13 protein-coding genes and 2 pseudogenes are annotated in these 17,961 nt (G+C 73.1%); 10 read left to right on the top strand and 5 right to left on the bottom strand.

The window, feature by feature from the left end:
• Positions 1 to 160: 160 nt before the first annotated feature.
• From ACGFZP_RS02720 to ACGFZP_RS02710, 3 genes are read left to right on the top strand one after another with little or no spacing between them, the layout of a single operon-like run.
• A complete protein-coding gene (locus ACGFZP_RS02720) occupies positions 161 to 1,270 on the top strand; it encodes a hypothetical protein (RefSeq protein ID WP_392927824.1) in 1,110 nt (369 codons plus the stop codon).
• Positions 1,271 to 1,288: 18 nt separating this feature from the next.
• A complete protein-coding gene (locus tag ACGFZP_RS02715) occupies positions 1,289 to 2,950 on the top strand; it encodes a VWA domain-containing protein (protein ID WP_392927823.1) in 1,662 nt (553 codons plus the stop codon).
• Complete coding sequence (locus ACGFZP_RS02710; RefSeq protein ID WP_392927821.1) at positions 2,937 to 3,491, top strand: hypothetical protein; 555 nt, start codon at positions 2,937 to 2,939, stop codon at positions 3,489 to 3,491. The genes ACGFZP_RS02715 and ACGFZP_RS02710 overlap by 14 nt, the downstream gene beginning before the upstream one ends.
• Positions 3,492 to 3,593: 102 nt before the next feature.
• Here ACGFZP_RS02710 and ACGFZP_RS02705 read toward each other — a convergent pair whose 3' ends face one another.
• The gene (locus ACGFZP_RS02705) at positions 3,594 to 6,653 is read right to left on the bottom strand and encodes an AAA family ATPase (RefSeq protein WP_392927819.1); all 3,060 of its coding nucleotides are present in this window, start codon (positions 6,651 to 6,653) and stop codon (positions 3,594 to 3,596) included.
• 707 nt (positions 6,654 to 7,360) lie between these two features.
• Here ACGFZP_RS02705 and ACGFZP_RS02700 point away from each other — a divergent pair.
• Both ACGFZP_RS02700 and ACGFZP_RS02695 read left to right on the top strand, forming a co-directional pair.
• Positions 7,361 to 7,984, top strand: a complete 624-nt coding sequence (locus ACGFZP_RS02700; RefSeq protein ID WP_392928319.1) for a LuxR C-terminal-related transcriptional regulator — start codon at positions 7,361 to 7,363, stop codon at positions 7,982 to 7,984.
• Between the two features lie 211 nt (positions 7,985 to 8,195).
• Positions 8,196 to 10,022 carry a bifunctional metallophosphatase/5'-nucleotidase gene (locus ACGFZP_RS02695; protein WP_392927818.1) on the top strand — a complete coding sequence of 609 codons (1,827 nt, stop codon included), beginning with the start codon at positions 8,196 to 8,198 and terminating at the stop codon, positions 10,020 to 10,022.
• Positions 10,023 to 10,136: 114 nt separating this feature from the next.
• On the opposite strand, the pseudogene ACGFZP_RS02690 reads toward ACGFZP_RS02695, so the two are convergent.
• Positions 10,137 to 10,658: pseudogene (locus ACGFZP_RS02690) on the bottom strand (GNAT family N-acetyltransferase); the annotation flags it as partial.
• Positions 10,659 to 11,008: 350 nt separating this feature from the next.
• On the opposite strand from ACGFZP_RS02690, the pseudogene ACGFZP_RS02685 reads away from it, so the two are divergent.
• The 5 genes and pseudogenes from ACGFZP_RS02685 to ACGFZP_RS02665 form a co-directional block, all read left to right on the top strand.
• Positions 11,009 to 11,104: pseudogene (locus ACGFZP_RS02685) on the top strand (hypothetical protein); the annotation flags it as partial.
• An 89-nt stretch (positions 11,105 to 11,193) separates the two neighbouring features.
• Complete coding sequence (locus tag ACGFZP_RS02680) at positions 11,194 to 11,301, top strand: DUF6879 family protein (protein ID WP_392928317.1); 108 nt, start codon at positions 11,194 to 11,196, stop codon at positions 11,299 to 11,301.
• A 222-nt stretch (positions 11,302 to 11,523) separates the two neighbouring features.
• Positions 11,524 to 12,078, top strand: a complete 555-nt coding sequence (locus ACGFZP_RS02675; RefSeq protein WP_392927816.1) for a DUF5753 domain-containing protein — start codon at positions 11,524 to 11,526, stop codon at positions 12,076 to 12,078.
• 196 nt (positions 12,079 to 12,274) lie between these two features.
• A complete protein-coding gene (locus ACGFZP_RS02670) occupies positions 12,275 to 12,928 on the top strand; it encodes a M15 family metallopeptidase (protein WP_392927813.1) in 654 nt (217 codons plus the stop codon).
• A 72-nt stretch (positions 12,929 to 13,000) separates the two neighbouring features.
• Complete coding sequence (locus tag ACGFZP_RS02665) at positions 13,001 to 13,993, top strand: phosphotransferase family protein (RefSeq protein ID WP_392927811.1); 993 nt, start codon at positions 13,001 to 13,003, stop codon at positions 13,991 to 13,993.
• A 155-nt stretch (positions 13,994 to 14,148) separates the two neighbouring features.
• Here ACGFZP_RS02665 and ACGFZP_RS02660 read toward each other — a convergent pair whose 3' ends face one another.
• From ACGFZP_RS02660 to ACGFZP_RS02650, 3 genes are all read right to left on the bottom strand, one after another.
• Complete coding sequence (locus ACGFZP_RS02660) at positions 14,149 to 15,606, bottom strand: aldehyde dehydrogenase family protein (protein ID WP_392927810.1); 1,458 nt, start codon at positions 15,604 to 15,606, stop codon at positions 14,149 to 14,151.
• A gap of 47 nt (positions 15,607 to 15,653) precedes the next feature.
• Positions 15,654 to 16,553: a helix-turn-helix domain-containing protein gene (locus tag ACGFZP_RS02655; RefSeq protein WP_392927809.1), complete on the bottom strand. Its 900-nt coding sequence runs from the start codon at positions 16,551 to 16,553 to the stop codon at positions 15,654 to 15,656.
• Between the two features lie 80 nt (positions 16,554 to 16,633).
• Positions 16,634 to 17,884, bottom strand: coding sequence for an MFS transporter (locus tag ACGFZP_RS02650; RefSeq protein ID WP_392927808.1), 1,251 nt, complete (start codon positions 17,882 to 17,884; stop codon positions 16,634 to 16,636).
• Positions 17,885 to 17,961: the final 77 nt, after the last annotated feature.

Here is a 17,961-nt window from a genome sequence, read left to right as displayed (position 1 = left end):
GTCGGGCCGGGCGGTGACGGGCGGGCCATCCGATGCGATTCCGTGAAGGGCTGTTCACCCCTGGTTCACCGTCACTTCCGTTGCCGCTCCAACCCCGGCGGGACGCTCGTCACCCGGGTGTACGCCCGGACCCGGATGCGGCGAGGGGGAAACGTTCGGCATGAGGCGTGTTTTCGGGGTACTTGCGGCGCTGGTGCTGCTTGCCGGGGTGGGGGTCGCACTGTTCTGGACGGACGGCGGCGATCCCGACGGGAAGGACAAGGTCATCACCATCTCGGGGGTGATCGGCTCGGAGAAGCGGGAGTTCTTCGCCGACCCCGACGTCGTCGCGGAGTTGCGGAAGAAGGGCCTCAAGGTCGACACCGTCACCACCGGCTCCTGGCTGATGGGGGACAGCGACCTCAAGGACTACGCCTTCGCCTTCCCCTCCAGCCTCTCCCCGGCGGAGGACATCCGCCGCCGGCGGCAGATCAACACCGAGCCGGTGCGACCGTTCTACTCCCCGCTGGTGGTGCTCGCGCACCGGCAGGTGGCGGACGTGCTCAAGGGCAACGGCCTGGCCTCGGTGTCGGATTCGGGGGTCTGGACGTTCAAGATGGACCCCTACCTGAAGGCCGTCCAGGACGGCCGCAGATGGCAGGACCTCACCGGCACCAAGGACCACGCGGAGCTCTCCGGTTCGATCTTCCTGACCACCACCGACCCGTCCACCTCCTCGTCCGGGGCGCTGCACCTGGCGGCGATCTCGTACCTGGCCAACGGACACCAGGTGGTCTCCGACGACGCCGGCGTGGCCCGGGTGGCGGGCGTGGTCAAGCAGGTGACCTCGATGCAGGGCGACCAGAAGACCAGCAGCGACGGCCCGTTCAAGGACTTCCTGTCCGGCGTGGGCAACCCGCTGGTGCTGGTGTACGAGTCCCAGGTGGCGGCGCTGAGCGCCAAGGGCACCACGACACCGGGCGGTTCGGCGGGCGATCTGGTGGTGCTCTACCCGGACACCACGGTGTCCAGCGACCACACCCTGGTCGCGCTCCAGCCCGGCGGCGAGAAGCTCGCCGCGGCGCTCCGGGACGACCCGGTCCTGCGCGACCTGGAGGCCCGGTACGGCTTCCGGCCTCAGGCCGATCCGACGGCCCTCGGCAGGGCGGTCAAGGACGCCAAGGGCGGCCCGGTCTACGCCCCCGACCTGTCGGCGGCGGGCGTCCAGCAGGCCCAGGTGCCCACGGTGGCGATCCTGAACAAGCTGATCAACGCGGCCAAGGGGAAGTGACGGGGGATGACGACGGCAATGCGTGTGAAGACCGCGGCACGGCGCGGCGGCGGGCGGGCGCTCGCGGCGGGCCTAGCCCTGCTGGTGGCGACGGCGTGCACCTCCTCCCCCTCGCCCACCCCCTCCCCCAAGCCGACCGACGCCCCCGCGCCGACCGCCCAGGCGGGCGTGCTGCGCATCCTGGCCGGGAGTGAACTCCAGGACATGGCACCGGTGTTGGAGGAGGCCCAGAAGGCCACCGGGGTGACGGTGCAGTTCGCCTGGACCGGCTCGCTGGACGGTGCCGACGCCGTCTCCTCGGGCCGTGCGGACGGCAAGTACGACGCGGTCTGGTTCCCGTCCAACCACTACCTGCGGCTCGACGACGCGGGCAAGTCCAAGCTGCTCTCCGAGACCCCGGTGATGGTCTCGCCGGTGGCGGTCGGCGTGCGCTCCTCGACCCTCAACGACCTCGGCTGGGGCGACGGTTCGAAGGTGACCTGGGCGCAGGTCGCGGACGCGGCCTCGGCCGGGAAGCTCTCCTACGGGATGTCCGACCCGTCGCGCTCCAACTCCGGCTTCTCGGCGCTGGTCGCGGTGGCCTCGGCCTTCTCGGGCGCCAACTCGGCGCTCACGGACGCGGATGTGCAGAAGGCGACGCCGTCGCTGAAGAAGTTCTTCACCGGGCAGAAGCTCACCTCGGGCTCCTCCGGCTGGCTCGCGCAGGCCTACGCCCGCGCCGAGCCGGGCCGGGTGGGGGCGCTGGTGAACTACGAGTCGGTGCTGCTGTCGCTGAACAAGACCCTGGCCCAGGAACAGCAGTTGACGGTGGTGCGGCCCACCGACGGGGTGGTGTCGGCGGACTACCCGCTGTCGCTGCTGGGCTCCTCCGCGCAGCGTGAGCGGGACTCCTTCCAGCGGCTCACCGCGTATCTGCTGAAGGACGACGTGCAGCACCGGATATCGGAGCTGACGCTGCGCCGCCCGGTGAGCTCGGGAGCGGCTCCGGCACCCGCGCTCCCCACCGACCGGCGGCGTGAACTGCCCTTCCCCGGCAGCAAGTCGGTCGCGGACGGGCTGCTGGCCTCGTACCAGAACGAGCTGCGCCGGCCGTCCCGGACGGTGTACGTCCTGGACACCTCGGGCTCGATGACCGGCGGCCGGCTGGCCTCGCTGAAGGCGGCGCTCGGCCGGCTGACCGGGGCCGAGGACACCCGGGGCGTGCGGCGGTTCCGGGACCGCGAGGAGGTCACCCTGATCGACTTCGCGTCCAAGGTGAAGTCCACGAAGACGCACCTGGTACCGGCGAGCGGCACGCAGCCGGGCCCGCAGGCCGAGTTGGCGGCGATCAACGCGGACGTCCAGGCGCTGCGGGCGGACGGCGGCACGGCGGTGTACAGCTCGCTGGAGGAGGCGTACCGGGTGATCGAGCGCCAGCAGGCGGCGGCCGCGGACGACCGGTTCACCTCGATCGTGCTGATGACGGACGGCGAGAGCAACGAGGGCGCGACGGACAAGGACTTCAAGGCCTTCTACACCGGGCTGTCCTCGGCGCAGAAGGCGGTGCCGGTGTTCCCGATCCTGTTCGGCGACGCGGCGAAGGGCCAGCTGCAGGGGATCGCGGAGACGACCGGCGGCAAGCTGTTCGACGGCACGAGTTCGCTGGACGGCGCGTTCGAGGAGATCCGTGGCTACCAGTAGCAGCGGCGGCCGACGGGTCCTGGGCTACCTGGAGTCGGCCCGGAACCTGGTCGGCTGCACGGCCGGGGCGGGCGGCCTGGTGCTGCACTTCCTGGGGATGGGCGGCCCGTGGTGGCCGGCGGTGGTGGTCGCCCTGTACGGCGCGGGCGCGCTGCTCACCCCGTCGAGGCGGCCGTCGCCCGGGGCCGCGCCGCCCGCGGGGCCGGTGGTACCGGAGCACCCGGTGGTCCCGGAGCACGAGGCGCCGCCCGCGCTCCCGGTCGAACCCGTCGACCCCTTCACGGTCGAGGTGGACGCGTTGGCCCGGAGTCTGGCGGACCTGCCGCTGCCGGCCTCGGCCCGGTTGGACGAGCTGCTGGACCGGCTGCGGATCGCCGGGCCGGACGGCGAGGCCGAGCGGATCCTGCGGGACCGGCTGCCGCTCGCGGTGGACGGCTATCTGCGGGCCCGGACCTGGCAGCGCTGGGCACCCGGTTCGCCCGATCCGGCCGTCGAGCTGGACCGCGAGGTCGGGCGGATGGCCGCGGCGCTGGCGGGCTGAGCCGACGGTCGGCGGTGAGCGGGTCCGGGTTGCCCGATCGGGCAACCCGGACCCGTCCTCGCGTCCGCGGGCCTCCGGCGCCCCGCCGGCCGGCCTTCGCGCTCAGCCCGCGAGCGTCCCCGCCAACTCCGCGCGCCGCCGCACGCCCAGCTTCCGGAAGCTGTTGGTCAGGTGCGTCTCCACCGTGCGCCGCGCCAGGTGCAGCATCCCGGCGATCTCCGCGTTGGAGTGGCCGGCCACCGCCAGTCGGCAGATCCGCAGCTCGCTGTCGGTCAGCGCCTCCGCCCCGGCGTGCTCGCCCCGGCCGATCCTCGCGCCGGAGGCCCGCAGCGACTCCACGGCCACCGCCCGCAGCCGGACCGCGCCGAGCCGTTCGGCCCGCCCGGCGGCCTCCCGCAGCGCCCGGCGGGCGGCCCCGCGCCGGCCGCCGTCGGCGAGCAGCCGCCCGTAGGTGACCAGCGCGGGGATCAGCTCGGCCTCCACCTCGCCGCTGCGCAGCAGCTCGACGGCCTCGGTGGCGAGGTCCAGCCCGTGCCGGCCCCCGGTGGCGGCGGCGAGCGCGCGCAGGGCGCGGCCCACGGTACGCGGGGTGCCCCAGATCCGGGCGAGCCGCAGCTCCTCCTCGGCGAGCGCGACGGCCGGGCCGGGTTCGCCGAGCAGGGTGTGGCAGTCGGCGGCGGCGGAGCGCCAGGGGGTGACGATCGGGCTCCAGACGCGTCGCTCGCCCTGTCGGCGCCCGCACTCCATCAGGTCGACGAGCGCCTCGGCGGGCTCCCCGGAGGCGAGCCGCAGCATTCCGCGGGCGTACAGGTACTCGTTCCACTCCCAGGAGCCCTGGGAGTGGTCGGCGACGACGGCCCGGGCCAGGCCGTGGGCCTGCCAGAGCCGGCCGGTCTCGGTGAGGGCGATGACGGCCTGGGCGACCAGGTGGGCGTTCTGCTGCCCAAGCAGCCCGGCGTAGTGGGCGCCGATCGCACCGGCCTCGCCGGGCGCGGCCGGCCCCGGATCCGCCGGATCACTCACGTGCTCCGCACCCGCCGGGGCGGGCGGCACCTCGGCCGGGGGCGCCTCCGGCTCCGCCGGGACACCGCACCACCAGGACCATTCGGGGCCGGAGGCCGGGCCGCCGCCGGGCCGGGGCGCGGGTGCGGCGGGCTCGGTGAGGGCGAACTCGTCCAGCAGCGCCTGGTACTCCCCGCGCATCACCCTCAGCTCGGCCCGGACGCTCAGCAGGCACTGGTAGCCCGGCTCCAGGGTCGGTCCCTGGTAGCCGGCCAGGCCGGTCGCCACCAGCCGGTCCGCCTCGGGCAGGAGGTCCGCCCACTGGGCCAGGGTGGCGGCGGAGACCAGGACGTAGGAGCGGCAGAGCGGGTCCACCGGGGAGTCGAGCAGCTCTCCCACCCGCTCGGCGACCTCGGCCGCGGAGAGCACCCCGCTGGTGGAGTCGAACTCGGTGAGCAGGGCCAGGGCGGCCGGGGCGAGCCGGTGCGGGGTGCGGGCGGCGAACCGCTGCAGGCCCTCCACCACCTGCAGCCAGCTGCGGCCGTCGTGCGCGGCGATCAGCGCCGCGGCGGCCTGCACGGCGTGGACGATGTCCTCCCGGTCGCCGAAGCGCTCGGCCAGCTCCTCCATCACCTCCAGCGCGGCGGGGGTGTCGCCGCGGGCGGCCAGGACGGCCCCGAGGGTGTTGGCGGTGCGGAAGACCCCCTCGTCGGACTGGTGGACGTGGACGGCCTCGGCGAGGTGGCGCACCCCTGCCGTGCGTTCGGCGGGGCCCAGGGTGACCTCCAGGCCGCCGAGTTCGGTGAGGACCAGGCCCCGGCGGCGGGCGGTGAGCGGTTCGGCGAGCAGTCGGCGCAGCAGGGTGACGGCGTCGGCGGGGCGGGCGGCGGCGGAGGCGCTGCGGGCGGCGCAGCGCAGGGCGTCGGCGGCCCAGCGCGGGGCGGGGGCGGGGGCGAACAGCAGGTGGCCGGCGACGCGTTCGTCGGGTGCGCCGTGGCGGTGCAGGAACTCGGCGGCGGCGCGGTGGATCTCGGCGCGGTGGCCCGGGCCTTGGCGGGCGAGGACGGCGTCGGCGAGCAGCGGGTGGGCGAACCTGGGCCAGCGGCCCGGGCCGGGGTTGTCGAGCAGTCCCTGGGCGGTGAGTTCGGTGAGCCAGCCGCCGACCTGGCGGGGGTCGGCTCCGGCGAGTTCGGCGAGCATCGGTGCGGGGTCGCAGTGGCCGGCGCCGGGCAGCGGTGCGGTCCGGGCGGCGGGGTGCTCCTGCATCCGGGCGAGGGCCTGGGCGACGGCGAGGGCCCGGTCGCCGCCGCCGCGCAGCCACTGTTCGACGGCGTCGGGGAAGGCCCCGCCGGGCAGCCGGGCGCAGGTGTCGGGCAGGACGTCGGGCAGGGCCTCGGGGTGCGGGCCCGGGTGGGCGGGGCGGGGCGGGCGTTCGCCCAGGTCGGCGAGGAGGGCGGTGAGCAGCAGCGGGTTGCCGCCGGTGGCCTGGACGCATTCGGCGGCGAGTGCGGGCGGTGTGCCGGGGCCGAGCCGGTGCTCGGCGAGCCGGATGGCGGCGGGGGTGTCGAGCGGGCCGAGCCGGCTGGTGCCGGCCAGGGTCGGGGGCAGGCCGCGGGCGAACCGTTCGACGGTGGCGCCGAGTTCGGACTGGCGGCGTTCGGTGGCGAGCATCAGGACGGGCAGCCGGTCGATGCGTCGGGCGATCTGCAGCAGCCAGCGGCGGGAGGGCTCGTCGGCGAGGTGGATGTCGTCGACGGCGAGCAGCAGCGGGTGGTGTGCGGCGTGCAGGCGCAGCAGCGACCAGAGGGTGGTGTCGGCGCCGGGGTGGCGGTCCGCTCCCTCGGTGCGGGTGCCGTAGGCGTCCGGTCCGGTCTCGAAGAGCTGGCGGGCGGCGGCGTGGGGGATGGCCGACTCGTCGGCCGAGCAGCGGGCCCACAGGACGGTCATGCCGTGGGCGGCTTCGCGGCGGGCGGCTTCGGCGAGCAGTGCGCTGCGGCCGGTGCCGGTGGCGCCGGCGAGCAGCAGGACGCTGCCGGTGCCGGCCCGGGCGCGTTCGGCGAGTTCGGCGATCCGGCGCAACTGCGGGTGGCGTTCGGCGAGTTGTGGTGGCGTGGGCGCGATCGGACCCGGCTGCCGGCTCCGTGTACTGACGGTCTTCATCTGCTGTCCCCTCCCCCAGGCCCTTGCCGGGGATGACCGGGCGGGCAGTCTTGGCCCTCATGCGGGGAAACGGCTTGACGCCCCTCCAGCGCCTGGGCTAGAGATGTGATTCTTGTCGCACCCCGTTCTTCGCCGTACGGCGCCCCCCGTTCTGCGGGTCATCGCGTCCGCGCGCGAGGGAGGGCGTGCGGTCCGCGCGGGTGGTCGGCCACCGGTTCAGGGCACGCCCGCGCACCTGTCCACGGGCCCGGCGGGGCGGCCTCGGCGGGCCGGCCGGTCGGCCCCGGCGGCCTGCGGCCCGGGTTCCGGCCGTCACCCGGTGGGCCCGGTACCGGCCGCGGCCGCCCTCGCGCACCGTTGCGATCGTGGTCGGTGGCCTGATCTCGTGGTTGACCACGATGGCCGCGGCCGTCCACGGCGTGGAGCATGAAGGCACGGCCGGGGCAGCACCGCACCCGGCCGCATCGACTCACCACCCACCCTCTGTCGGGTACATGCAATGCTCCCCGGCGCCGCATACCGGCCACGGGGCAGGTGGGTCGGACTTCCAGGAGGGGGCCAGATTGACTGTCCTGCACACCGAGTACGACCGCCGCGGTACGTCCTACCGCCTGCCGTCGCCGACCCAGGCACACCGCACCGTCCCGCCGCAGCGCCCGACGCCCGGCCACCACGCCACCCGGTCGGCCGCGACGGCGCCCGGCGCCGTGCGCACCGGTGTGGTCGTCCAGGCCGCGGACCCGATCTCGCGGGCCGGCGCGGAGGCGCAGCTGCGGCGGTGCCCGGGGCTGGAGCTGGCGGAGGACGCCGCGGCGGCCGCCCCGGGCACGGTCACCGTGCTGCTCGCCGAGTCCGCCGACAGCAGCACCACCGCAACCCTGCGCCGACTGGTGCGCGGTGGCGACCACCGGGTCGTCCTGGTGGTCGAGCGGATGCGCGAGGCGGAGCTGCTGGAGGCCGTGGAGTGCGGGGTCGCCGCGATCCTGTGGCGCCGTGAGGCGACCGCCGACCGGCTGGGCCGGGCGGTGCTCGCGGCGGCGCGCGGCGACGGCGACCTGCCGGCCGACCTGCTGGGCCGGCTGATCACCCAGATGGGCCGGCTGCAGCGCAGCGTCCAGGGCCAGCCGGGCTACACCCCGCCGGGGCTCTCGGAGCGCGAGGCCGACGTGCTGCGGCTGGTCGCCGACGGCTTCGACACCGGCGAGATCGCCGCCAAGCTGTCGTACTCCGAGCGCACCGTCAAGAACGTGCTGCACGGGCTGACCACCCGTCTGCAGCTGCGCAACCGGGCGCACGCCGTCGCCTACGCCGTGCGCGAGGGCTACATCTAGGCCGCTCACGGAGCTTCCGCGGCGGGGCGGGCGGGTGGTGCGGCGCCCGCCCGCCCGCGACACGAACGAGTCGCCAAGATCTCACCTGCTGGAAACGTCCGGGGACTATCAATCCGTCTGACCTCGCGGCACACTTCTACGCGCGTACCTCTACGCGCGTCACCAGCACCGTTGACGATCCGTTCGCAGTCCCCACCCGGGAGAGTCGTCCATGTCCCTGAACCGCCGTGACTTCGTCACCCGGTCCGCCGCCACCGCCGCCGGCGCCGCCCTCGTCGGCGGCACCGCCATCGCCGCCGCCACCCCCGCCGCGGCGGCCGGGCCGGACGACGCCCGTGGCAAGGGCAAGAGCAAGAAGCAGGCCTTCACCGTCATGGGCACCACCGACCTGCACGGCCGGGTGCTCAACTGGGACTACTTCACCGACGCGGTCTACGCCGACAAGGCGCACAACGAGGTCGGCCTCGCCAAGATCTCCACCCTGGCCAAGCAGGTCCGCGAGGAGAAGGGCTGGGACCGCACCCTGCTCATCGACGCCGGCGACACCATCCAGGGCACCCAGCTGACCTACTACTACGCCCGGATCGAGCCGATCGCCACCGAGGCGGACACCGCTCCCGAGCACCCGATGGCGCTCGCCATGAACACCATGGAGTACACCGCCGCCGCCCTCGGCAACCACGAGTTCAACTACGGCATCGACACCCTGCGCGCGTACGAGGAGCAGCTGGACTTCCCGCTGCTCGGCGCCAACGCGCTGAACGCCAAGAACGACAAGCCGGCCTTCCCGCCGTACGTGATCCGCAAGATCAAGCTGCCCGGCGGCCCGGCCGTCAAGGTCGGCATCCTCGGCCTGACCAACCCGGGCATCGCGATCTGGGACAAGGCGAACGTCTCCGGCAAGATGACCTTCCCCGGCATCGTGGAGACGGCCAGGATCTGGGTCCCCAAGGTGAAGGCCGCCGGCGCCGACGTCATCGTGGTCGCCTGCCACTCGGGCATGGACGAGGCCACCTCCTACGGCGACCAGCTGCCCTGGGCCGAGAACGCCTCCGTCGCGCTGGCCGAGCAGGTCCCCGGCGTCGACGCGGTCCTGGTGGGCCACGCGCACAAGGAGATCCCGCAGCGGCTGGTCGTCAACAAGCAGACCGGCCGGACGGTCGTGCTCTCCGAGCCGCTCTGCTGGGGCCAGCGGCTGACCTGCTTCGACTTCGAGGTGGAGTTCGACCAGGGCGCCTGGAAGGTCGTCTCGCTCTCCTCCCGGGTGCTGAACTCCAACACCGTCCCGGAGGATCCGGAGATCGTCGACCTGATGACCGACCAGCACAAGAAGGTGGTCGCGTACGTCAACCAGGTCATCGGCACCTCGAAGATCGCGCTGTCGATCGCCGACGCGCCCTTCAAGGACGTCCCGATCATCGACCTGATCGGCCGGGTCCAGGCCGACGTGGTCCGGGAGGCGCTGGCCGGCGGCCAGTACGCCAAGCTGCCGGTGCTGGCGCAGGCCGCGCCGTTCAACCGCACCGCGCTGATCCCGGCCGGCCAGGTCAAGCTGCGGGACGCGGCCGGCCTGTACATCTACGAGAACACCCTGGAGGCCCGCATCCTGACGGGCGCCCAGATCAAGGACTACCTGGAGTTCTCGGCCCGGTACTACGCCCAGGTCGCCCCGGGCGCGCCGATCGACCGGGCCGCGCTGACCAACGCGGGCAACACGCCGGACTACAACTACGACTCGGTGTACGGCGTCTCGTACGACATCGACATCGCCCAGCCGGCCGGCTCGCGGATCGTCAACCTGTCCTTCGAGGGCAAGCCGATCGACCCGACGGCGCAGTTCGTGCTCGCGGTGAACAACTACCGCGCCAACGGCGGCGGCAACTTCCCGCACGTCGCGGCCGCGACGAAGGTGTGGGCGAACTCGGACGAGATCCGCAACGCGATGATCTCCTGGGTGAAGGCCAGGGGTGTCATCGACCCGGCCGACTTCGCCACCGAGTCGTGGCGCCTGGTGCGCGCCGGGCAGCCGGTCTTCTAGTCCGACGGCGTCCAGGGCCGGCGGGGGTCCCCACCCCCGCCGGCCCTTCCCGTGTCCGCCCTCTCGCGTCGCCGGCAGCGCGGCGGGCGGCCCGTCGCCGACGAACCCGAACCGGCGGTTCACGGCGATCGCCGGGGCGTTGGCGGGGTGGTGCACGGCCCGCAGCCGGCGCGCGCCGCGGGACCGGGCGAAGCTGACCGCCAACAGCTTCAGGGCCGGAGAGATCCCCCGCCCGCGGTAGCCGGCCAGCAGACCCGTCATCTCGCTGAAGGCGTCCCCTCCGGGCTGGACCGACGTCATCGCCAGGCCCACCCAGGCCCCGCCGTCCAGCGCGAGAACCACACCGTACGGGTCGAAGGCCGGGGTCGCGGTGCGCCAGGCGAGGTACTCGTCGAAGGTCTGGAACTCCCCCTGCTCCGGGCTGTCCGCGGCGCAGGCCCGGTCCAACTCGTAGAGCGCCCAACGGTTCCCGGGCGTGTCCCCGAGCCCCGCCAGGGTGGTGAACTCGATCCCGGCCCGCCGGCACTCGCGCACGTACGGCTCGAACCGAACGGCCTCGAAGCCGTTCAGATCGAGCGTCAGCCGAACCCATCCAACGGCCACGAGCACCCCCGGTATCACCAGTCCCGCACACATCAGAGGCCACCCTAAGCCGCCCACCAGCACCCCTCGGCGGGCCCCCACGAGCTCGTGCAAGTTCGCGCAGGTCCGTCCGCGCCACGACTACTTACGGTGCAGGCTCTGTCACGGCAGCCGTCTTCCGGTACGAAGGAGAGCAACTACGGCATTGCACCTGCTCGGCAAAGACCCCGACAGCCCCGACGGCAAGCCTCCGACCGTCTACTACGACGACGTGACGGACACCTACGTTCTCCAGGGCTGGAGGATCACAGACCCCGAGCGGCTGGCGCAACTGGACATCCCCGCACACGAGACCGTGATCGGGTTCCCGCGCCGCATGATGCAGTTCTTCCCGGAGGTGAACGGTGGCGGCACCCACGCTCGAGGACCTCTTGCTCAACTCCAAGCACTCGGCAGTCCACTTGGAGCTGCGAGACGGCTACACGACCGACGACCCGCTCTACATCCGTTGGCTCGACGGCCACCGCCACGACCCTACCGACCGAACAGCCTGGTCACGGTCCACCACTTCTCCGGCGGTGGTGACTTCATGGACGATGAAGTCACCACCGACCCAGCCGTGGTCAAGCTGTGCGCCTCGGCCTTCGAGGCAACCTGGGACCGAGCCATCCCACACGAGGACTACCGGCCAAACTGAGCCGTATGCCCCCGCCCTCACCATCATCAAGCGTCCAACAGGCAAAGAACGCTCTCGGCCAGCTGGCACGAATCGAAGTGCTCGCGCATCGAGCACGGCAAGACACCGCCATCCGATGCCGACATCAGGGCGTGGATGCTGCACTGCGGCGCCCAGGAGCAGACGGCGGACCTAATTGCCGCAACACGGGGAATCGAAGGTACCTACGTCGAGTGGCGTCGGATGGAACGCTCCGGACTCAAGCACGCACAGGAGTCCGTGGTGCCGCTCTGGGAGCGCTCACGCCGCTACCGGTTCTACTCACCATGCCTCATTCCCGGGCCGATTCAGACACCCGCCTATATTCGGGCACTACTGACGGCGATCAGGGACAGACGCGGCCTCGCAGACGACCTCGAAGCGGCAGTGCAGATCCGCATCGACAACCAGCAGGTGCTGCATGCCGGTCATCGCCGTTTCGCCATCGTCCTTGAAGAGGGTGCTCTGCGGTACCGGATCGGCGGCGCGGAAACCATGGCCGACCAACTCGGCTACCTACTGGCCGTTGCGTCCCTGCCATCGGTCAGTCTCGGTGTCATTCCGCTGGATGCGGACCGCTCCGCACTCCGGCCGACCGAAGGCTTCTTCATGTTCGATGACGACCAGGTCAATGTCGAACTGGTCTCCGCACACCTGACGATCACCCAGCCATACGAGATCGGCACGTATGCCGAAGCCTTCGCCGAACTGTCCGGCATCGCCGTGTACGGGCCCGCGGCCAGGCGCGAGCCGCCATGACGGTGTGCGCCGCGCGGAGTGGGAAGTCGGCCGGACGACTCTCCACTCCGCCGCTCGTCCCTCCGGGCCGGGTGCCGCGTCCCGCGGCGGTGCACTGCCCGCTTCACCGCCGGTCCCTTCTCCACGGCCTCCCCGGGCAGGTAGTTTCCTCCCGTACGAACTCCCCTCCGCCCCCACCCCCGAACAGGAGACGACGGTGACCGAGATCGTCCTGATGTCCGATCCGAGAATCGCCGCCGTGCCCGTCCAGGAGTGCGGCGAACGGCTGGTGGACGTCCGGCGGGAGGGCGGGCTGCTCGTCGACGCCCGCAAGCAGGACCCGGCCGGCGCCTTCGCACACCTGCGCGAGGGTGTCCTGACCCGGCTCCTCCAGGCGCAGGACCTGCTCCCCTCCGGTCTGCGCCTGCTGTTCGTGGAGGGCTACCGGCCGCTGTCGCTGCAGCGCCGGTACTTCGAGGAGTACGCGGCCGAACTCCGCGCCGAGCACCCGCGGTGGTCCGCCGAGGAGGTCTTCTCGGCCGCCGGCCGCTACGTCTCCCCGCCCGGGATCGCCCCGCACAGCGCCGGGGGCGCCGTGGACCTCACCCTCGCCGACCCGGAGGGGCGCGAACTCGACCTGGGCACCCGGCTGAACGCGAGCCCGGAGGAGAGCGCGGGCGCCTGCTACACCGGGGCCGACGGCATCACCGCCGAGGCCCGCCGGCACCGGATCATCCTGGGCTCCGCGCTGCGCGCGACCGGACTGGTCAACTACCCCACGGAGTGGTGGCACTGGTCCTACGGGGACCGCTACTGGGCCCTGCTCTCCGGGGAGCCGGCCGCCCGCTACGGGCCGAAGGACCTCGGCTGACCGCACGACCGACCCCGCTCCCCCGGGGAAACCGGCTGGCGGGCGGTGCCGCCCGCCCGGCAGCATGGCCGCATGACGGTCACCATCAGCGCCCGCCCGCAGTACGAGTCCACCGCCGCCCGCCCGGCCTGGCGCGACCTTCCGGCCGCCGTCCGGCAGCTGGTCGTGCGGCGGGGCGGCGGGGCGGTCGCGGGGGTGACGACCGCGGGCGGCGGCTTCACCCCGGGGTTCGCCGGCGTGGTCCGGGGGCCGCACGACACGCAGTTCGTCAAGGCGGTCGACACCGCCGCCCACCCGGTGATCGCCGACTGCTACCGCCGCGAGGTCGGGATCAACCGCGCGCTGCCGGCCGGCGTGAGCGCACCCCGGGTGCGCTGGGCGCAGGAGGCGGCGGGCTGGCTGGTGCTCGGCTTCGACGCCGTCGACCGCGCCCGGATGCCCGCCGACCCTTGGCGGCCCGAGGAGTTGGCCGCCACCCTGGACGCCTGCGCGGCCTACGCCGAGGCCCTGGCGGCGCCCTCCCCGGAGCTGCTCGCCCTCGGCCTGCAGCCGATCGCCGAGGCGGAGACCTTCGACCACTGGCGTCGCCTCGCCGGCGGCGGCACCGACCCGCTGCCCGCCTGGTTCCCGCGCGAGCTGATCGCCCCGCTGGCGGAGCTGGAGGCGGACTGGGCCGCGGCCGCCACCGGTGACTCCGTCGTGCACCTGGACCTGCGCCGGGACAACGTGCTGCTGGACACCGACGGCCGCGCCTGGATCTGCGACTGGAACTGGCCCTGTCTGGGCGCGTCCTGGTTCGACCTGCCCCTGCTGCTGGCCACCGCCCACGCCGACGGCCACGACGCGGACGCCCTGTTCGCCGCCCAGCCCGTCGCCCGGGGCGTGGCGCCCGAACAGCTGGACGCCGTCCTGGCCGGGCTGGCCGGCTACTTCCTGGTGACCGGCGCCCAGCCGGATCCGCCCGGCACCACCCCGGCGCTGCGCCGCCACCAGACCTGGAGCGGCGAGGTCGTCCTGCGCTGGCTCTCCGAACGCCGCGGCCTGCCCGGCCGGTTGACCGCGTAGAACGCCGGTTGGCCGCGTAGAACCACGTGAGACCGCGTGAGGACGCGTGAGGACGCGTGAGGACGCGTGAGGACGCGTGAGGACGCGTGCCGCCCTCCTCGGCCCGAGGACGGCGGCACGCGCACACCGGACCGGAGCCCGGACCGGAACCCGGGCTAGAACGGGAAGCGGCTGCGCCCGTGCTGGATCGAGACCCACTTCACGGTGGTGAACGCGTCCACCGTGGACTCGCCGTTGAGGCGGCCCACCCCGGAGTTCTTCTCGCCGCCGAACGGCACGACCGCCTCGTCGGCGATGGTCCCGTCATTGATGTGGATCATGCCGGTCTCGATCCGCTGCGCCACCCGCACCCCGCGCTCCACGTCCGCCGTGTGCACCGCGCCGCTCAGGCCGAACGGGGTGTCGTTGGCGATCCGGACGGCCTCGTCCTCACCGTCGAAGGGGACCACCAGCACGACCGGGCCGAAGAGTTCGCGCTGCAGGATCGGCGCGTCCGCCGGCAGGCCGCCCAGCACCACCGGGTCCATCAGGCTGCCGTTGGTCTCCCCGCGCAGCAGGGCGGTGGCACCGGCGGCGACGGCCTGCTCCACCTGGGCGGTGATGGCGTCCGCCTGGACGGGGTTTATCAACGGGCCGATCTGGGTGGCCGGGTCCTTCGGGTCGCCGACCCGCAGCGAGGCGATCTTGCGGACGAACTTCTCGGTGAACTCCGCCTCGACGCTCCGGTCCACCAGCACCCGGTTGGCGGCCATGCAGACCTGCCCCTGGTGGGCGAAGCGGCTGAACACGGCCGCGTCCACGGCGTAGTCGACGTCGGCGTCGTCCAGGACGATCAGCGCGCTGTTGCCGCCGAGCTCCAGCACCGTCCGCTTGAAGTGCGAGGCGGCGACGGTCGCGACGTGCCGACCGACCTTGTCGGAGCCGGTGAAGGAGATCACCTTGGGCACGGGGTGCTCGATGAAGGCGTCGCCGATCTCGGCGATGTCCGTCACCACGACGTTCAGCAGGCCGGCCGGCAGGCCCGCCTCCTCGAAGACCTTGGCGATCAGCGTGCCGCCGACCACCGGCGTCTCCTGGTGCGGCTTGAGCACCACGCCGTTGCCCAGCGCGAGGGCCGGCGCAACGGCCTTCAGCGAGAGGAACAACGGGAAGTTGAACGGGCTGATCACACCGACGACGCCCACCGGCAGCCGGTAGAGGCGGTTCTCCTTGCCGGGCACCGGCGAGGGCAGCAGCCGCCCCTCCGCCCGCAGCGCCAGGGCCATCGACTCGCGCAGCATGTCCTTGGTGAGGGCGAGTTCGAACCCGGCCTTGAGGGCGGTGCCGCCGAGCTCGACCATGATCGCCCGGGTGATCTCCTCCTCGCGCTCCTCGACGATGCGCAGCGCACGCTCGAAGACGAGCCGGCGGGCGTAGGGGCTGGTGGCGGCCCACTCCTTCTGCGCCCGCTCGGCGGCCCGGTACGCCCGGTCGACCTCCTCGACGGTGGCGACGGTGATGGTGGCCAGTTTGTCGCCGGTGTAGGGGTCGACGTCGACTATGTCCCAGGAGCCGCTGCCGTTCAGCCACTCGCCATCGATGTACTGCAGCGCCAACTCGGAGAAGTACGACATCTGAAGCCTCTCATGCCGATTCGGAAGGCTTTGGGAGGCCTTCGCGATCAGATCTGATCGGCACTCATCGTACTTACGCCGGACAGCTCTTGGCGTACGGAGCGAAGAAGTTCCCGTGTCAGCTCGGGGGAGAGACTGTCGGCCGCCAGCGAGTCCATCGCCTCCGAGTACTCGGCGACCTCCACCGGCTTGTCCAGGTACAACGCGCTGGTGAACTGCTCCAGGTACACCACGTCCGCGAGCTCCGGCTCGGCGAAGCGCAGCACCGAGAAGGCGCCGCCCTCGGCCCGCAGGCCGCCGAAGCCGAGCGGCATCACCTGGAGCACCACGTTCGGCAGCTCGGTCAGCTCCAGCAGCCGGTCGATCTGCGCCCGCATCACCTCCGGCCCGCCCCAGGGGCGGCGCAGCGCGGCCTCGTCCAGGACGGCCAGCAGCCTCGGCGCCCGCTCGGCGGTGAGCACCTCCTGCCGCTTGAGCCGGACCTCCACCCGCCGTTCGATCTCCTGCGGCTCGGTGACGTGGCCGCCGACGGCGATCACGGCGCGCGCGTAGTCGGCGGTCTGCAGCAGCCCGTGCACGAACTGGACCTCGTAGCTGCGGATCTCCGCCGCGGCCTCCTCCAGGCCGACGTAGTTCTGGAACCAGCCGGGCAGCACGTCCCCGTACCCGTGCCACCAGGAGGTGGCGTTGGCGTCCCGGACCAGTCCGAGCAGCGAGGAGCGCTCCTGCTCGGCCTCGACGCCGTAGAGCGTCAGCAGGTCGGCGACGTCGCGCTCCTTGAAGCCGACCCGGCCGAGTTCCATCCGGCTGATCTTGGACTCGGAGGCGCGGATCGAGTACCCGGCCTCCTCCCGGCTCACCCCCCTGGCCTCTCGGAGCCTGCGCAGCTGGGAGCCCAGTAGCAGGCGCCGCACCGTGGCGCCCCCACCAGCCTGAGTCGTGCTCATCGCGTCCAACCTCCGCACCTCGCGCAGCCCCCCGGCCGTCGGCCGCAGTCTGCCACCTGACACGGACAAACAACAGTCCGTCAGCGCATGCGTTCCAGGCGTAGCAGGCCGGGCACCGCGGCCACGCTGACGACCAGCAGGAAGAGCCAGGGCCAGGCGGCACCCCGGCCGAGGAGGAGGGTGAGCAGTGCCGGGGCGACGGCCTGGCCGATGTTCCAGGAGAGTTGGTAGACGGCCAGGTAGCGGCCGCGCCGGGCGGGGTCGGCGAGGGCGACGCTGAGGTCCTCGCGGAACGGCGTGCCGACGGCCTCGGCGACGTTGTAGACGAACATCGCCAGGTAGAGGCCGGCCACCACGGCCCAGCCGGGGGCGGCGGCGAGGGCGGCGAACAGGCCGAAGGCGAGCGCGTTGAGCAGGGCGCCGGCCGCGACCACCCGGGTGGGGCGGAAGCGCTCCAGCCGGCGGGCCACCACGTTCTGGGTGAGGACCACCTGGACGCCGTTGAGCACCAGCAGCGAGCCGGCCAGCCAGGCCTCGCGGTGCAGGCCCTCGGTGAGGTAGACGGCCAGCAGCATGCTGATGATCATCGAGGCGAAGACGAAGGTGAGGTTGACTGCGACCAGCAGCAGGTACCGGCGGTCGCGCAGCACCGCGCCGTAGCCGCCCCGCTGCGCCTCGCCCGCCGCGGGCTCCGACGCGTCCGTGGCGGCGTCCTGCGCCGCGCCGGCGCCGGCGGGCCGCCAGGAGGCCAGCAGGCCTGCCGCGAGGGCGTAGCTGGCCGCGTTGAGCACCACCAGGGCCCGCAGGCTCGCGGTGCCGCCCCCGGCCACCAGGAAGGCTCCGAGCGCCGCGCCGAGGCCCATGCCGGTGTTGCGCAGCGTCTGCACCAGGGCGAACCAGCGGGTGCGCTCGCCCTCCTCCGATGCGAGCACCACCAGGCCGGTGCTGGAGGTCCAGTAGGCGACGTGGCCGATCTGGGCGAGCAGGCAGACCAGCACGATCTGCCAGGCCTGTCCGGCGAGCAGGAACCCGCCGTAGGCGACGCCGGAGAGCACGTTGCCGCAGACCGCGACCGCGCGGGCGCCGTGGCGGTCGATCAGCGGGCCGACGACGATCGCGGTGGGCAGCGCGAGCAGCCGGGCGGTGGAGACGGCGGCGCCGATCGCGGCCACGCCCAGCGTGGTGGTGCGGGCGAAGAAGACGAGGGTGAAGGCCAGGATCAGCCCGGTGCCGAGGCTGTCGATCAGGTGTGCTCCGACCAGGCGGTGGCGGCCGGTGGTGTCCGGGAGGCCGAGCCGGTCCCGGAGCGGGGGGAGTTCGACGGTGGTCATGCACCGAGCCTCTCGGCGATGATCAACCAGGCCCAGAGATTCCATCCTGGTCGAATCCTCACCCGCTTCCCGCCCCG

The organism is Kitasatospora sp. NPDC048239, from assembly GCF_043202015.1.
Classification (GTDB): domain Bacteria; phylum Actinomycetota; class Actinomycetes; order Streptomycetales; family Streptomycetaceae; genus Kitasatospora.
Note: the sequence above shows the minus strand (reverse complement) of the source record. Positions and strands in the feature narration are given on the sequence as shown.

Bases quoted from the DNA above. Each gene is read 5' to 3' on its own strand.
- ACGFZP_RS02720 (WP_392927824.1), top strand. From the start codon at position 161: ATGAGGCGTGTTTTCGGGGTACTTGCGGCGCTGGTGCTGCTTGCCGGG.
- ACGFZP_RS02715 (WP_392927823.1), top strand. From the start codon at position 1,289: ATGCGTGTGAAGACCGCGGCACGGCGCGGCGGCGGGCGGGCGCTCGCG.
- ACGFZP_RS02705 (WP_392927819.1), bottom strand. From the start codon at position 6,653: ATGAAGACCGTCAGTACACGGAGCCGGCAGCCGGGTCCGATCGCGCCC.
- ACGFZP_RS02695 (WP_392927818.1), top strand. From the start codon at position 8,196: ATGTCCCTGAACCGCCGTGACTTCGTCACCCGGTCCGCCGCCACCGCC.
- ACGFZP_RS02680 (WP_392928317.1), top strand. From the start codon at position 11,194: ATGGACGATGAAGTCACCACCGACCCAGCCGTGGTCAAGCTGTGCGCC.
- ACGFZP_RS02675 (WP_392927816.1), top strand. From the start codon at position 11,524: ATGGAACGCTCCGGACTCAAGCACGCACAGGAGTCCGTGGTGCCGCTC.
- ACGFZP_RS02665 (WP_392927811.1), top strand. From the start codon at position 13,001: ATGACGGTCACCATCAGCGCCCGCCCGCAGTACGAGTCCACCGCCGCC.
- ACGFZP_RS02660 (WP_392927810.1), bottom strand. From the start codon at position 15,606: ATGTCGTACTTCTCCGAGTTGGCGCTGCAGTACATCGATGGCGAGTGG.
- ACGFZP_RS02655 (WP_392927809.1), bottom strand. From the start codon at position 16,553: ATGAGCACGACTCAGGCTGGTGGGGGCGCCACGGTGCGGCGCCTGCTA.
- ACGFZP_RS02650 (WP_392927808.1), bottom strand. From the start codon at position 17,884: ATGACCACCGTCGAACTCCCCCCGCTCCGGGACCGGCTCGGCCTCCCG.